A 14,906-nucleotide genomic window follows, 5' to 3' on the forward strand; every position below is an offset into this window, starting at 1 on the left:
GGAACCCCCAGTGACTTCGACGAATACGACGATTTCCACGGTGCTCGTCGCCAACCGGGGCGAGATCGCCTGCCGGGTCTTCCGCACCTGCGCCGAGGCGGGCATCCGCACGGTCGCCGTGCACTCGGAGGCCGACGAGAACGCGCTGCACGCGCGCGTGGCCGACGCCGCCGTACGCCTGCCGGGGGTGACGCCCGCCGAGACGTATCTGCGCGGGGACCTGATCGTGAAGGCGGCGATCGCCGCCGGCGCGGACGCGGTCCACCCGGGCTACGGCTTCCTCTCCGAGAACGCCGGCTTCGCGCGGGCCGTCCTCGACGCCGGCCTGGTCTGGATCGGGCCACCGCCCGAGGCGATCGAGGCGATGGCGTCCAAGACGCGCGCCAAGCGGCTGATGGGCGTGGAGCCCCTGCGCGAGGTCACCGAGGCGGACCTGCCCGTGCTGGTCAAGGCGGCCGCGGGCGGCGGCGGGCGCGGGATGCGGATCGTACGGCGGCTCGCCGACCTGGACGCCGAACTGGCGGCCGCCCGCGCGGAGGCGGCGAGCGCCTTCGGTGACGGCGAGGTCTTCACCGAGCCGTACCTGGAGGGCGGCCGCCACGTCGAGGTGCAGATCCTCGCCGACACGCACGGCACCGTATGGGCGCTCGGCACCCGTGACTGCTCCCTCCAGCGCCGCCACCAGAAGGTGATCGAGGAGGCCCCGGCGCCCGGACTGCCGGACGCGCTGAGGCGCGAGCTGGACGAGCTGGCGGTGCGGGCCGCCCGCGCCGTCGACTACGTGGGCGCGGGCACCGTCGAGTTCCTGGTCGCCGGGGACAGGGCGCAGTTCCTGGAGATGAACACCCGCCTCCAGGTCGAGCACCCGGTGACGGAGGCCGTGTTCGGCGTCGATCTCGTCGCCCTGCAGATCCGGATCGCCGAGGGTCACGCCCTCGACCCCGAACCGCCCCTCCCGCGCGGGCACGCCGTCGAGGCCCGCCTGTACGCCGAGGACCCCGCGCGGGACTGGGCCCCGCAGACCGGCACGCTGCACCGCCTCACCGTTCCCGAGGGCGTACGCCTGGACACCGGATACACCGGCGGCGACACCATCGGCGTCCACTACGACCCCATGCTCGCCAAGGCCGTCGCCCACGCGCCCACGCGCGCGGAGGCCGTCCGCAGGCTCGCCGGGGCACTGGAGCGGGCCGCCGTGCACGGCCCGGTCACCAACCGGGACCTGCTCGTCCGCTCGCTGCGCCACGAGGAGTTCACGTCCGCCCGCATGGACACCGGCTTCTACGACCGCCACCTCGCCGAGCTGACCGCCCCGGCCCCCGACCCGTACGCGCCGCTGGCCGCCGCCCTCGCCGACGCGCACGGCCGCTCGCGGTTCGGCGGCTGGCGCAACCTGCCCTCCCAGCCGCAGGTCAAGCGCTACCTCATGGCCGGCGAGGAGCACGAGGCGCGCTACCGGCACACCCGCGCGGGACTGGCCGCCGACACCGAGGAGGTGCGCGTCGCGCACGTCGACGCGCGCACGGTCGTACTCGAAGTGGACGGTGTACGCCGCCGGTTCGAGGTCGCCCGGTACGGCGACCAGGTGTACGTGGGCGCGACCGCCCTCACCGCGCTGCCCCGCTTCCCCGACCCGGCCGCCCAGCGCGCCCCCGGGTCGCTGCTCGCCCCCATGCCCGGCACCGTCGTCCGCGTCGCCGAAGGACTCGCCGCGGGAGCCGCCGTACGGGCCGGGGAGCCGCTGCTGTGGCTGGAGGCGATGAAGATGGAGCACAGGATCTCCGCGCCCGTCACAGGGACGCTCACGGCCTTGCACGCGACCCCCGGACAGCAGGTGGAGGTCGGTGCCCTGCTGGCCGTCGTGCACGGCGACACGCCCTGAGGGGCACGGGGAACTGCGCGAGCAACCACAAACAACTCGCACTCGGGAGACGGTAATGAGCCCCGCCATCGAATCCGAAGAACACAAGGCCCTCCGATCCGCGGTCGCCGCCCTCGGCAAACGCTACGGCCGCGACTACATCACCCGGACCGTCGCCGAGGGCCGCCACCCCACCGAGCTGTGGGCCGAGGCCGGCAAGCTCGGATACCTCGGCGTCAACCTGCCGGAGGCACACGGCGGGGGAGGCGGCGGGATCACCGAACTCGCGATCGTCCTCGAAGAGCTCGGCGCCGCCGGCTGCCCGCTGCTGATGCTGGTCGTCTCGCCCGCCATCTGCGGCACCGTGATCGCCCGCTTCGGCACCGAGGAGCAGAAGCGGACCTGGCTGCCCGGCCTCGCCGACGGCACCCGCACCATGGCCTTCGGCATCACCGAACCCGACGCCGGCTCCAACTCGCACCGCATCACCACCACCGCCCGCCGCGACGGCGCCGACTGGCTGCTGACCGGCCGCAAGGTGTTCATCTCCGGCGTCGACATCGCCGACGCCGTGCTGATCGTCGGCCGCACCGAGGACGCCCGCACCGGCCGCCTCAAGCCGTGCCTGTTCATCGTCCCGCCGGACGCCGAGGGCTTCCAGCGGCGCCCCATCGACATGGAACTGAACGCCGCCGAGAAGCAGTTCGAACTGGTTCTGGACGACGTGCGGCTGCCCGCCGACGCGCTCGTCGGCGACGAGGACGCCGGCCTGCTCCAGCTGTTCGCCGGGCTCAACCCCGAGCGGATCATGACGGCCGCCTTCGCGATCGGCATGGGCCGTCACGCGCTCGGCCGGGCGGTGGAGTACGCGCGCGAACGCACCGTGTGGAAGACCCCCATCGGCGCTCACCAGGCGATCGCGCACCCCCTCGCGCAGGCGCACATCGACCTGGAACTGGCCCGTCTGATGACGCAGAAGGCGGCCCATCTCTACGACGCCGGCGACGACATGGGAGCGGGCGAGGCGGCCAACATGGCCAAGTACGCGGCCGCCGAGGCCTGTGTGAAGGCGGTCGACCAGGCCGTGCACACCCTCGGCGGGAACGGGCTCACGCGGGAATTCGGCCTCGCCTCATTGATAACAGCCGCACGCGTGGCTCGTATTGCTCCGGTGAGCAGGGAGATGATTCTCAACTACGTGTCCCACCAGAGTCTGGGCCTGCCCAAGTCGTACTGACGACCCGTACCGGCCTGCCGGCCGGCGTGCGAGGAGGAACCGTGTTCCGCAGCGAGTACGCAGACGTTCCGGCCGTGGAACTGCCCATTCACGACGCCGTGCTGGGGCATGCCGCCGACTTCGGCGACCTGCCCGCGCTGATCGACGGCACGGACGGCACCACCCTCACCTACGAGCAGGTGGACCGCTTCCACCGGCGCGTCGCCGCCGCGCTCGCCGAGGCCGGGGTGCGCAAGGGCGACGTCCTCGCCCTGCACAGCCCGAACACCCTCGCCTTCCCCATCGCCTTCTACGCGGCCACCCGCGCGGGCGCCTCGGTCACCACCGTGCACCCGCTCGCCACCGCCGAGGAGTTCGGCAAACAGCTGAAGGACTCGGCGGCCCGCTGGATCGTCACCGTCTCGCCGCTGCTGGAGGCGGCGCGGCGGGCCGCCGAACTCGCGGGCGGCGTCGAGGAGATCTTCGTCTGCGACAGCGCGCCCGGGCACCGCTCGCTCGCCGACATGCTCGCCTCGGCCGCGCCCGAGCCCGCCGTCGACGTCGACCCGGCCGAGGACGTCGCCGCGCTGCCGTACTCCTCGGGCACCACCGGCACACCCAAGGGCGTGATGCTCACCCACCGGCAGATCGCCACCAACCTCGCCCAGCTCGAGCCGGCGATCACCACCGGACCCGGCGACCGCATCCTCGCCGTGCTGCCCTTCTTCCACATCTACGGGCTCACCGCGCTGATGAACGCGCCCCTGCGCAAGGGCGCCACCGTCGTCGTCCTGCCCCGCTTCGAGCTGGAGACCTTCCTCGCGGCCATCCAGGACCACCGCATCACCGGCCTGTACGTGGCCCCGCCGATCGTGCTGGCCCTGGCCAAGCACCCGGCCGTCGCGCGGTACGACCTGTCGTCGCTGAAGTACGTCATCAGCGCGGCGGCGCCCCTGGACGCCGAGCTGGCCGCCGCCTGCTCCCGCCGCCTCGGCCTGCCGCCGGTCGGTCAGGCCTACGGCATGACGGAACTGTCGCCCGGCACCCACCTCGTGCCGCCGGACGCCATGCACATCGCACCGCCCGGCACGGTCGGCAGGCTCATCGCCGGCACCGAGATGCGCATCGTCTCCCTGGCCGACCCCGGCCAGGACCTCGGCGTGGGCGAACCCGGCGAGATCCTCATCCGCGGCCCCCAGGTCATGAAGGGCTACCTCGGCCGGCCCGACGCCACCGCCGCCATGATCGACGCCGACGGCTGGCTGCACACCGGGGACGTGGGCCATGTGGACGCCGACGGCTGGCTGTTCGTCGTGGACCGGGTCAAGGAACTGATCAAGTACAAGGGCTTCCAGGTGGCCCCCGCCGAACTGGAGGCGCTCCTGCTCACGCATCCCGGCATCGCCGACGCCGCCGTCATCGGCGCCTACAACGACGACGGCAACGAGGTCCCGCACGCCTTCGTGGTGCGCCAGCCCGACGCGGACGGCCTGTCCGAGGGCGAGGTCATGATGTACGTCGCCGAGCGCGTCGCCCCCTACAAGCGCGTCCGCCAGGTCACCTTCCTCGGCGCCGTGCCCCGCGCGGCCTCCGGCAAGATCCTCCGTCGTGAGCTGCGGGACCTGCGCGAGAAGCAGCAGCGCGAACTCAAGGAGCAGCCGTGACGCACATCACCCGCACGCGCGCGCGTGCCGTCGAGACACTGGCCCTCGACTCGCCGGGCAACCGCAACGCCCTGTCGGCGGCGCTCGTCGGCGAGCTGGCGAAGGCGCTGACCGAGTGCGCCGGGGACGACGACGTCCGCGCGGTCGTCCTCACCCACACCGGCAACACCTTCAGCGCCGGCGCCGACCTGCGCGATCCGCCCGACCCGGACGCGCTCGTGGCACTGCTGCGGCAGATCGTGGAACTGCCCAAGCCGGTCCTCGCGCGCGTCACCGGGCACGTCCGCGCGGGCGGGCTCGGCCTGCTCGCGGCCTGCGACCTCGCGGTCGCCTCGCACACGGCGAGCTTCGCGTTCACCGAGGTGCGGATCGGGGTCGCGCCCGCGGTGATCTCCCTGACCGTGCTGCCGCGCACGGACCCGCGCGCGCTCGCCCGGTACTACCTCACCGGCGAGCGCTTCGACGCGGCCGAGGCCGCCCGGACCGGCCTGCTCACGGCGGCCGGGGACGACGCCGACGCCGTACTCGAACCGATGCTGGAGGGCGTGCGGCGGTCCTCGCCGCACGCCCTGGCCGAGACGAAACGGCTGCTCACGGCTAGGGTGCTGGAAGCCTTCGACCGGGACGCGGCCGACCTGACCGCGCTCTCGGCCCGGCTGTTCGCCTCGCCGCACGCGCGCGAGGGGATGACGGCCTTCCTAGAACGACGGGATCCGCAATGGGCGGTGTGACGACACAGGACCGAGCGGACCGGGCGGACGGCGCCGACCGGGCCGACCGCACCGACCGCGCCGACCGCGTCCCCAAGCAGGACCGCAGCCGGGCCACCCGGCAACGGCTCCTCCAGGCCGCCGTGGCCTGCCTCGCCGAGCACGGCTGGGCGGGCTCCACGGTGTCCGTCGTCGCCGAGCGCGCCGGCGTCTCCCGGGGCGCCGCCCAGCACCACTTCCCGACGCGCGAGGACCTCTTCACGGCCGCCGTCGAGTACGTCGCCGAGGAGCGCTCCACGGCCCTGCGGGACCTCTTCCCCGAGGGCGCGGCGGGCGACCGGGGGGCCGTGCTCTCCGCCCTGGTGGACCTGTTCACCGGCCCCCTCTTCCGCGCCGCCCTGCATCTGTGGGTCGCCGCCTCCAACGAGGACCAGCTGCGCGCCCGCGTCACCGAGCTGGAGGCCCGCGTGGGCCGGGAGACCCACCGGATAGCGGTGGACCTCCTCGGCGCCGACGAGTCCCGCCCCGGAACCCGCGAGACCGTCCAGGGCTTCCTCGACATGGCCCGCGGCCTGGGCCTCGCCAACCTCCTCACCGACGACACCACCCGCCGCGAACGCGTGGTCGCCCAGTGGGCGGAGCTCCTGGAGAACGCCCTGGACTGAGGGGGCCGCCGGGCGTGGGTCAGTGGGCGATGTCGTCGTAGCCCGGGACCTCGCGGGGGCTGCGGGGGCCCGGTCCGACGTAGTGGGCGGAGGGGCGGACCAGGCGGCCGGTGCGCTTCTGCTCCAGGATGTGCGCCGACCAGCCCGCCGTGCGGGCGCAGGTGAACATCGAGGTGAACATGTGCGCCGGGACCTCGGCGAAGTCCAGCATGATGGCCGCCCAGAACTCGACGTTGGTGGCCAGCACGCGGTCCGGGCGGCGGTTGTGCAGCTCCTCCAGGGCCGCCTTCTCCAGCGCCTCGGCGACCTCGTAGCGCGGGGCGCCCAGTTCCTTGGCGGTGCGGCGCAGCACCCGCGCGCGCGGGTCCTCGGCCCGGTACACCCGGTGCCCGAAGCCCATCAGCCGCTCACCGCGGTCCAGCGCCTGCCGGACGTAGCCCTCCGCGTCGCCGGTGCGCTCGATCTCCTCGATCATGCCGAGGACCCGGGACGGGGCGCCGCCGTGCAGCGGGCCGGACATCGCGCCCACCGCACCCGAGAGCGCGGCCGCGACGTCGGCGCCGGTGGAGGCGATGACGCGGGCGGTGAACGTGGAGGCGTTCATGCCGTGCTCGGCGGCGGAGGACCAGTAGGCGTCCACGGCCGCGACGTGCCGCGGGTCGGGCTCGCCCCGCCAGCGGATCATGAACCGCTCGGTGATCGAGTGCGCCTTGTCGATCTCGCGCTGCGGCACCATCGGCAGGCCCTGTCCCCGCGCCGACTGGGCGACGTAGGACAGCGCCATGACGGCCGCTCGCGCCAGGTCCTCGCGGGCCTGTCCGGCGTCGATGTCCAGCAGCGGTTTCAGGCCCCACACCGGCGCCAGCATGGCCAGCGCCGACTGCACGTCCACGCGGATGTCACCGGAGTGGACCGGGATCGGGAACGGCTCGGCGGGCGGCAGGCCGGGGTTGAAGGCGCCGTCCACCAGCAGGCCCCAGACGTTGCCGAAGGAGACGTGACCGACCAGGTCCTCGATGTCGACGCCCCGGTACCGCAGGGCGCCGCCCTCCTTGTCCGGTTCGGCGATCTCCGTCTCGAACGCGACGACTCCCTCGAGCCCGGGTACGAAGTCGGACATCAGGCGGCTCCTCGTGGTCTGTGCGGCAGATGGTGCGGGGTGGCGGCTGAAGGGCGGGGCGGGGTGTGCGGATGCCGGTGCGGTTGTCGCCCCTAGTGGATCCGCGGTCGTGGTCGCTGCCACCGGCTCGCGGTCCTGGGGCGGTCCTCCTCTGATTCCCCGTCCGGCCGGCTGTCACCCAACCCGGACGGCAGCAGCACGATATCCCCGAGTGCCACGGTTGGGGAGAGTGCTCGGCACTCAGTGCCAGGCAGTGACGAAGGACACCCTGCCGGTGGACGGTGGTCCGTACGGCAAGATGACCGCGTGACCGACCGAGAAGCCGGAGAAACCGCGCCCTTCGATCTCGCCTCCATGCGCAAGCACTACCGGGAGGAGGGCCTGGCCGAATCCGGCCTCGCCGCCACCCCCGTGGCCCAGTTCGCCGCCTGGTTCCAGCAGGCCGCGACCGAGGGGCGGCTCTTCGAGCCCAACGCCATGGTCGTCTCCACCGCCGACGCCGAGGGCCGGCCCAGCTCCCGCACGGTCCTGCTCAAGGGCTTCGACGAGCGCGGGTTCGTCTTCTACACCAACTACGACTCCCGCAAGGGCCGCGACCTCTCCGAGAACCCGTACGTCTCGCTGCTCTTCCCCTGGCACCCGATGGCCCGCCAGGTCATCGTGCAGGGCGTCGCGCGCCGCACCGGCCGCGACGAGACCGCCGCGTATTTCCGCACCCGCCCGCACGGCTCCCAGCTCGGCGCGTGGGCCAGCGCCCAGTCCTCGGTGATCGCCACCCGCGCCGAGGTCGACGCCGCCTACGCCGAGCTCGCCGCGCGCTACCCCGAGGGCGAGCAGGTGCCCGTACCGCCGCACTGGGGCGGCTTCCGGGTCGCGCCGAGCTCGGTGGAGTTCTGGCAGGGCCGCGAGAACCGCCTGCACGACCGGCTGCGCTACGTCGCCGAGCCGGACGGCGGCTGGCGCGTGGAGCGACTGAGCCCCTGACGGGGCGCGGTGCGGGTCCACGCGTGCGTGGGCTCGCAGTGGGGACGGGGAGGCACGCGCGCGTGCGCCTGTGGCGCCGAGGCACGCGCGCGTGGGTGCCGTATTGACACGGCACTGGTCCAGACCTCACCGTGATCCGCGACACATCGGCACCCCGAAGGGACGGACCCCGCATGAGCGACCGCACGCCGGCCGGCCGGTTCCTCGACGCGGCCATCGGCCTGCTCCAGCGCGTCCGCGACGAGGAGGCCGAGCCGATCAGCGCCGCGGGCACCCTGCTCGCCGACACCGTCGCCGCCGGCGGCCGCCTGTTCGCCTTCGGGGCCGGCCACTCCTCGCTCGCCGCCCAGGATCTCGTCTACCGCGCGGGCGGCCTCGCCCTGATGAACCTGCTGGCCGTGCCCGGTGCGGTAGGCGTCGACGTCGTGCCCGCCACCCTCGGCTCCGCCCTGGAACGCGTCGACGGCCTCGCCACCGCCGTCCTGGACAGCTCGCCCCTGCGCGCCGGCGACGCCCTGGTGATCATCTCCCTGTCGGGCCGTAACGCCCTCCCCGTCGAGATGGCCCTGCACGCCCGCGCCCTCGGCGTACACGTCATCGGCGTCACCTCGGTCGCCTACGCCGCGCAGACCACCTCACGGCACGCCTCGGGGACCTTCCTCAAGGACCACTGCGACCTCGTCCTCGACTCCAAGATCGCCGTCGGGGACGCCGAGCTCGCGCTCGACACCGTGCCCGCCCCCTTCGCCCCCGCCTCCACCGTCGTCACCGCTGCCCTGCTCCAGGCCGTCATGGCCACCACGGCCGCCACCCTCGCCGACCGCGGCATCGAACCCCCCCTCCTCCGCTCCGGCAACGTCGACGGCGGCCACGAATGGAACACCCACATCTTCACCGAGTACGCCGACCGAATCTTCTACCGCCACTGAACCCAGCCCACGGCCCCGCGCGCGTGCTGCCTCCTTGCCGGCGTGCCGGGATCGGTGCCGCGGTGTACGAGAAGGTGCTGGCCCACGCGCGGGCGCTCGGGGCCGGGGTGGTCGAGACCGTCGTGCTCGCCGCCAATCAGGACGACGTCAGGTTCGCCGAGGTGCGGCTTCGCCGAGACCGAGCGGTACGTGCTGCCCGGCGAGAGCGACCTGTGGATCACCCTGCGGAGTGGGCGGCTGGGGATGTAGGGTGCCGGCGGTTGTGGGCGGGTACAACAATTCTTCCAATGTTCGGGAACTAGGTGTGTGCTGCATCACGTTCCAGTTGAATGAGGAGCAGAGAGCGAACCGACGCGCCGTTCGTGCGGACGCAGCCTGCAGGGGGTCCAGGTGAGTGCTTCCCGGCGTAGTGGGACGACCGACGAGCTGGGGCCGGACGAGCCCGAGCCGGAGCGGGACGGTCCGAAGGGCGATCACGGCCCCGAGGGACCGGCCGGCGCCGACCTGCTCGCCGCGCTCCTCGACGGCATGGACGCCGCCCTGTGCGCCTTCGACGCGCACGGGGTCGTCACCCACTGGAACCGCGAGGCCGAGCGCATCCTCGGCTGGAGCGCCGCCGAGGCCGTGGGACGCGCGGGATTCGCCGGCTGGGCCGTGCGCAGTGCCGACGCCGAGGAGGTCGAGCGCCGGCTGATGTCCGCCATGCACGCGCCCGGCCGTCAGGTGCACGAGTTCGCCCTGCTCACCAAGGACGGCGGCCGCGTCCTCGTCCGCACCCAGTCCGCCGCCGTGCGCGGACCCGACGGCAGGCCCGCCGGGCTCTACTGCGCCTTCAGCGAGGTGCACGCCCAGATCGACCTCGAGCGGTCCATCGCCCTGAGCGAGGCCCTCTTCGAGGACGCCTCCTGGGGCGTCGTCCTCGTCGACGCCGACCTGCGCCCCGCCGTCGTCAACGCGCACGCGGCCCGCGCCCTCGGTGCCGGCCGCGCCGCCGCGCTCGGCCGCCCCCTCGGTGAACTGCTCGCCCAGGGCGTCGAGGAACTCGAGAGCGCCCTCACCCACGTCCTCGCCGAGGGCGCCCCGCCCGCGCCCGCGGAGATCTGGGTCGGTGTCCGCACCCCCGAGGGCGACCGCCGCCGCTGCTGGCGCAGCGGGTTCGTGCGCCTCGCCTCGCCCCTCGCCGAAGAACCCGTACCCCTGGGCGTGGCCTGGCTGTTCACCGACGTCACCGAGGCGAAGCAGAGCGAGCAGGAGGCCTCCCTGCTGCGCTTCCGCACCAACCAGCTGCACCGCGCCGCCCGCGCCGCCGCCGAGTGCGAGGACCCGGCCGAGGCCGCCACCGTCCACCTCGACTTCGCCCTCGCCGGCTTCGCCGACCACGCCCTCGTCGACACCGTCGCCGGCGGAACGCACTCCGACGACCAGGACACGGCGGCGGCCGTCCGTCTCGTACGGCTCGCGGCCACCCCCTCCGGCGGCCCCGGCCCCAGCCTGCTCACCGGACGGGCCCAGCTCCCCGTCCGCTACGCCGAGGGCCACCCAGCCCTCCAGTGCGTCGACCGCATCGGCTCGGTACGGGCCGGCGCGGGCAGCGTCCCGCCCGAGCAGGCGCGCGCCTGGGCCCTGGCCCGGCAGTGGCCGCCCGAGGCCGTGCACGCCCTGTGCGCCGTCCTGCGCAGCCGCGGCCGCACCCTCGGCGTCGTCACCTTCCTGCGCGGCTCGGGCCGCGCCCCCTTCGAGCGCTCCGACGCCTCCTACGCCGAGGACGTCGCCGTCCGCATCGCCGCCGCCCTGGACCTGGCGGGCCTGGCGGACCGGCTGGGGGAAGGCGGCGAGTGAGAGTTCACGCGCCGGCGTCCGGCCTGCGCGCGTACACCTCGATCTCGATCCTCATCCGCGGGTCGGCCAGCCCGCACACCATCATCGTCGCCGCCGGCCGCACCTCGCCGAACGCCCGCCGCAGCAACGGCCAGCAGGGCTCGAAGTCCTCCCGCTCGGGCAGCAGGTAGCGCACCCGCACCACGTCCCGGAACCCGCACCCGGCCTCGCCGAGCGCGGCCCCGATGTTCCGCAGGCACTGCTCCGCCTGCTCCACCACGTCGTCGGAGATGGTCATGGCCGCGTAGTCGAACCCGGTCGTGCCGGACACGTGCACCCAGTCCCCGTCGACCACCGCGCGCGCGTACCCGATCCGCTCCTCGAACACCGACCCGCTGAGAATCGCCCGTCGCTCAGTCATGGGGGGAACGGTAGGGCGGAGATCCACTTTGCAGAAGACCTTGTCGTGGCGGCGCTCGCCGACCGCGACGAAGCCGGGCAGCCTGCCGTACTCGGTGAAACCCAGCGAACGGTAGAGGGCGAGGGCCGGGGTGTTGTCGCCCCGCGCGTCCAGGGTCAGCACCTCGATCCCGGCCCGCCGGGCGTCCGCTACCAGGGCGGCGGTCAGCGCCCGGCCGACACCGCGGCCCTGGAAGGCGGGGTCCACCGCGAGCTTCTCCAGGTCGGCGTGCGGGCGGTGGGTGGGGCGGGCGTAGCGCAGCCAGTACCCCAGACCGGCCGGGCGTCCGTCGAACCAGGCGGTGCGCAGGGCGCCGTCACCGGCCCGAGCCGCCGCGAGGACGTGGTCGAGCAGGTCCGCCACCTCCTCCTCGGAGGGCGGCTCGACCCAGCCGAGGGCGGCGCCGGAGCGGACCAGGTCCGCCAGGATCCGGTGGGCCGAGCGCGCGAACCGGGCCGACAGATCCCGATCGGACAGGAGTTCCGCCGCGTCCAGGAGGACCGGTCCGGTGGCTTCTTCGCTGGTCAGGGCGGTGTTCATGGGCCGAAGGCTATCCACGGGGACAGGGCGGGCGGCACCGGGTGGGCGCTGAGCGGAAAAAAAGTGGTTGATCGGGGGCCGACCGCTTCCTAGGGTTTGTCCTACCGAGGAAGGGAGGTGGTTCGGAGCATGTATGCACACCGGACGTCGGAGGTGGCTGCGGGCTAGCGGCCCGTCACCACACCCAGTGCGGTGCCGGACCAGCGTGTGCGAGAAGCACGCAGCCGGCCCAAACCAACGCAGTCACCCGACCCGCGAGCTGCCGGTACGTCCGGCCGGCTCCCGCGCCGTCAAGGAGCGGGAACCCAGCTCGCGGGTCGTCTGCGTGTACGGGACCGTGCGCCGGTACGGGCCCGCCGGCCTCGGGTACGGCCCGGCCGGCCTCGGCGTTTTCGCGGAGCGCCTCGGTTGTCAGCGGTATGCGTCAGAATTGGGAACAGGGCCAGCGCACGCGCGCCGGGGAGCCGTGGGCCTCCGGCAGAGGTAATCGAGGGGCACGTATGTCCGGACTGATCGACACCACGGAGATGTATCTCCGCACCATCCTCGAGCTGGAGGAGGAAGGCGTCGTCCCCATGCGCGCCCGGATCGCGGAGCGGCTCGACCAGAGCGGGCCGACGGTGAGCCAGACGGTGGCGCGGATGGAGCGGGACGGCCTGGTGGCGGTCGCCCCCGACCGGCACCTGGAGCTCACGGACGAGGGACGCCGGCTGGCCACGCGCGTGATGCGCAAGCACCGCCTCGCCGAGTGTCTGCTGGTCGACGTGATCGGCCTGGAGTGGGAGCAGGTGCACGCCGAGGCCTGCCGCTGGGAGCACGTGATGAGCGAGGCGGTGGAGCGCCGGGTGCTGGAGCTGCTGCGCCACCCCACCGAGTCGCCGTACGGCAATCCGATCCCGGGCCTGGAGGAGCTGGGGGAGAAGGACGGCGCGGACCCGTTCCTGGACGAGGGGATGGTGTCGCTGGCCGACCTGGACCCGGGTTCCGACGGCAAGACGGTCGTGGTCCGGCGGATCGGGGAGCCGATCCAGACGGACGCGCAGCTGATGTACACGCTGCGGCGCGCGGGCGTGCAGCCGGGTTCGGTGGTGAGCGTGACCGAGTCGGCGGGCGGGGTGCTGGTCGGCAGCAGCGGTGAGGCGGCGGAGCTGGCGGCGGACGTGGCCTCCCACGTCTTCGTGGCCAAGCGCTGAGCCGGCTTCCCGGGGCGCGGGCGGCGGTCGCCCTCCCCGGTACGAGCTGACGCGGTGTCACCCTTTCGGGTGAGCTTTTCGGAATTTTGGCCAACTGCTGTGACGACAGGGGTTGTTGTTGCCTCGCCGCCGGGTCGGTGAAACCAAATTTCCGTGCGCCGAATCGCAGCGCTTCGCCGCCCCGCATGCGAGGCTGTCGCGAGAGGCATATGACGTTCAGGGCGTGGAGGGGGCGGGAGGATGCGGCGCGGACGGCGTGGAGACGGGGATGGCCCCGGCACCGTGTGGCGCCGGGGCCTGTCCTCCCCTGTGCTGACCCGGAGCCCCGAGCTCTCAGGGTCATCCCCCTCGGACCCCTTTTCCCCGAGCGGTCCGCCTCCCGTTGAAGATCTCCCCGTGGCGGCGGCGATCATTCCTCGCCGGGGGTCACTCGAACGAGGGGTGTTCGCGGCGGAGACGGCGTTTTCGAATGTGCATTCGATAGCCTGTGGGTGACGGGTCCGGCGGGTTCCGCGCTACAGGAGTGTGCGGAGCGGCAGACACAACGGGGAACGTGGTTCACGAGACCGGCCGGCTCGACGGAAGCGAGCGGTCCGAGCGGAGCTAGGGGGGTGCCAGGACCAATGGCGCGGCGCATCGACGTGACCGGGGCGGATGGCGTGCGACTGGCCGCCTGGGAGTTCGGCGATCCCCCGAAGGCCGATCCGGAGGGCTTCGGGGCGGACGATCCGGCCGGGCGGCCGTTCGTACCGGCTCAGGCGCACCGGCGGGACGCCGGGGAGCCGCCCGATCCGGCTCTCGCCGTCCCGGGTCCCGGCGGTTCCGCCAGCCCGCCCACCCGGCTCGGCGGGACACAGGTCCCGCCACGGGACTCCGCCCGGGACCCCGGCGGCGGCTCCGCCCCCCGCACCTCCGCTTCCCAGCCTCCACCGGGGACGGGCCGTGGCGGCGGGGTGCTGTTATTGCACGGTCTGATGGGGCGTGCCTCGCACTGGGCCTCCACCGCCCGCTGGCTCTCCGGGCGCCACCGGGCGGTCGCCCTCGACCAGCGCGGCCACGGGCAGAGCGAGAAGCCCCCGCAGGCCGCGTACACCCGCGAGGCCTACGTCGACGACGCGGAGGCCGCCGTGGAGCAGCTCGGTCTCGCACCGGCCGTCGTGATCGGTCACGCGATGGGCGCGCTGACCGCCTGGCAGCTCGCAGCCCGGCGCCCCGACCTGGTGCGCGGTGTGATCATCTGCGACATGCGGGCCTCCGCGCTCGGCGCGGCCTCCCAGCGCGAGTGGGAGGACTGGTTCAAGGCCTGGCCGGTTCCCTTCGCCACCCTCGCCGACGTCCGCAAGTGGTTCGGCGAGGACGATCCCTGGGTCGAGCGGCCCAACCCCGCCCGCGGGGCCTTCTACGCCGAGGTGATGCACGAGGGCGCGGACGGCTGGCGTCCCGTCTTCGACCCCGGACAGATGCTCGCCTCCCGGGAGACCTGGGTCTACGACGCCCACTGGGAGGAGCTCGCCCAGGTCCGCTGCCCCGCCCTGGTCGTCCGCGGCCTCGACGGCGAGCTCGGCCGGGCCGAGGCCCAGGAGATGGTCCGCGTCCTCCCCCACGGGCAGTACGCCGAGGTGGCCGACGCCGGCCACCTCGTCCACTACGACCAGCCCGATTCCTGGCGCACAGCCATCGAACCCTTCCTGGACGCCGTTCTCACGGGCTGACGCCCACTGCGTGTTCCATGGGGGCGTGCGCCGT

13 protein-coding genes and 1 pseudogene are annotated in these 14,906 nt (G+C 73.6%); 11 read left to right on the top strand and 3 right to left on the bottom strand.

Annotated elements, in window-relative coordinates:
• The first annotated feature begins 10 nt into the window (after window positions 1-10).
• The 5 genes from IE249_RS18375 to IE249_RS18395 are packed head-to-tail and all read left to right on the top strand — an operon-like array spanning window position 11 to window position 6,116.
• Entirely contained in the window at window positions 11-1,882 is a 1,872-nt protein-coding gene (locus tag IE249_RS18375) for an ATP-binding protein (protein WP_194523960.1), read from the top strand.
• Between the two features lie 55 nt (window positions 1,883-1,937).
• Window positions 1,938-3,098 (top strand): acyl-CoA dehydrogenase family protein, encoded by a 1,161-nt coding sequence (locus IE249_RS18380; RefSeq protein WP_189705913.1) that lies wholly within the window; start codon window positions 1,938-1,940, stop codon window positions 3,096-3,098.
• A gap of 41 nt (window positions 3,099-3,139) precedes the next feature.
• The gene (locus IE249_RS18385; RefSeq protein ID WP_189705914.1) at window positions 3,140-4,741 is read left to right on the top strand and encodes a 4-coumarate--CoA ligase family protein; all 1,602 of its coding nucleotides are present in this window, start codon (window positions 3,140-3,142) and stop codon (window positions 4,739-4,741) included.
• Window positions 4,738-5,472 carry an enoyl-CoA hydratase family protein gene (locus IE249_RS18390; protein WP_189705915.1) on the top strand — a complete coding sequence of 245 codons (735 nt, stop codon included), beginning with the start codon at window positions 4,738-4,740 and terminating at the stop codon, window positions 5,470-5,472. The genes IE249_RS18385 and IE249_RS18390 overlap by 4 nt, the downstream gene beginning before the upstream one ends.
• Complete coding sequence (locus tag IE249_RS18395; protein ID WP_229858770.1) at window positions 5,460-6,116, top strand: TetR/AcrR family transcriptional regulator; 657 nt, start codon at window positions 5,460-5,462, stop codon at window positions 6,114-6,116. Before IE249_RS18390 ends, IE249_RS18395 begins: the two co-directional genes overlap by 13 nt.
• A gap of 19 nt (window positions 6,117-6,135) precedes the next feature.
• Here IE249_RS18395 and IE249_RS18400 read toward each other — a convergent pair whose 3' ends face one another.
• Window positions 6,136-7,236 (bottom strand): citrate synthase 2, encoded by a 1,101-nt coding sequence (locus IE249_RS18400; RefSeq protein WP_189705917.1) that lies wholly within the window; start codon window positions 7,234-7,236, stop codon window positions 6,136-6,138.
• 306 nt (window positions 7,237-7,542) lie between these two features.
• Between IE249_RS18400 and pdxH the strand changes: the two genes are divergently transcribed.
• From pdxH to IE249_RS18415, 4 genes are all read left to right on the top strand, one after another.
• Window positions 7,543-8,220: a pyridoxamine 5'-phosphate oxidase gene (gene pdxH, locus IE249_RS18405; protein WP_189705918.1), complete on the top strand. Its 678-nt coding sequence runs from the start codon at window positions 7,543-7,545 to the stop codon at window positions 8,218-8,220.
• A gap of 173 nt (window positions 8,221-8,393) precedes the next feature.
• Window positions 8,394-9,149, top strand: coding sequence for an SIS domain-containing protein (locus IE249_RS18410; RefSeq protein ID WP_189705919.1), 756 nt, complete (start codon window positions 8,394-8,396; stop codon window positions 9,147-9,149).
• Window positions 9,095-9,451, top strand: a complete 357-nt coding sequence (locus IE249_RS40055; protein ID WP_373304412.1) for a GNAT family N-acetyltransferase — start codon at window positions 9,095-9,097, stop codon at window positions 9,449-9,451. Before IE249_RS18410 ends, IE249_RS40055 begins: the two co-directional genes overlap by 55 nt.
• Before the next feature lie 88 nt (window positions 9,452-9,539).
• The gene (locus IE249_RS18415; RefSeq protein ID WP_189705920.1) at window positions 9,540-10,988 is read left to right on the top strand and encodes a PAS domain-containing protein; all 1,449 of its coding nucleotides are present in this window, start codon (window positions 9,540-9,542) and stop codon (window positions 10,986-10,988) included.
• A 4-nt stretch (window positions 10,989-10,992) separates the two neighbouring features.
• Here IE249_RS18415 and IE249_RS18420 read toward each other — a convergent pair whose 3' ends face one another.
• Both IE249_RS18420 and IE249_RS18425 read right to left on the bottom strand, forming a co-directional pair.
• Window positions 10,993-11,388: a RidA family protein gene (locus tag IE249_RS18420; RefSeq protein ID WP_189706022.1), complete on the bottom strand. Its 396-nt coding sequence runs from the start codon at window positions 11,386-11,388 to the stop codon at window positions 10,993-10,995.
• A gap of 15 nt (window positions 11,389-11,403) precedes the next feature.
• A pseudogene (locus tag IE249_RS18425) lies at window positions 11,404-11,967 on the bottom strand (GNAT family N-acetyltransferase); the annotation flags it as partial.
• Between the two features lie 500 nt (window positions 11,968-12,467).
• On the opposite strand from IE249_RS18425, the gene IE249_RS18430 reads away from it, so the two are divergent.
• Window positions 12,468-13,160: an iron-dependent transcriptional repressor DtxR gene (locus IE249_RS18430; RefSeq protein WP_189705921.1), complete on the top strand. Its 693-nt coding sequence runs from the start codon at window positions 12,468-12,470 to the stop codon at window positions 13,158-13,160.
• A 623-nt stretch (window positions 13,161-13,783) separates the two neighbouring features.
• On the top strand, window positions 13,784-14,872 hold the full coding sequence (locus tag IE249_RS18435) for an alpha/beta fold hydrolase (protein ID WP_189705922.1): 1,089 nt from the start codon (window positions 13,784-13,786) through the stop codon (window positions 14,870-14,872).
• The last annotated feature ends 34 nt before the right edge of the window (window positions 14,873-14,906 follow it).

This window comes from Streptomyces anandii JCM 4720 (assembly GCF_014650655.1).
Taxonomy (GTDB): Bacteria; Actinomycetota; Actinomycetes; order Streptomycetales; family Streptomycetaceae; genus Streptomyces; species Streptomyces anandii.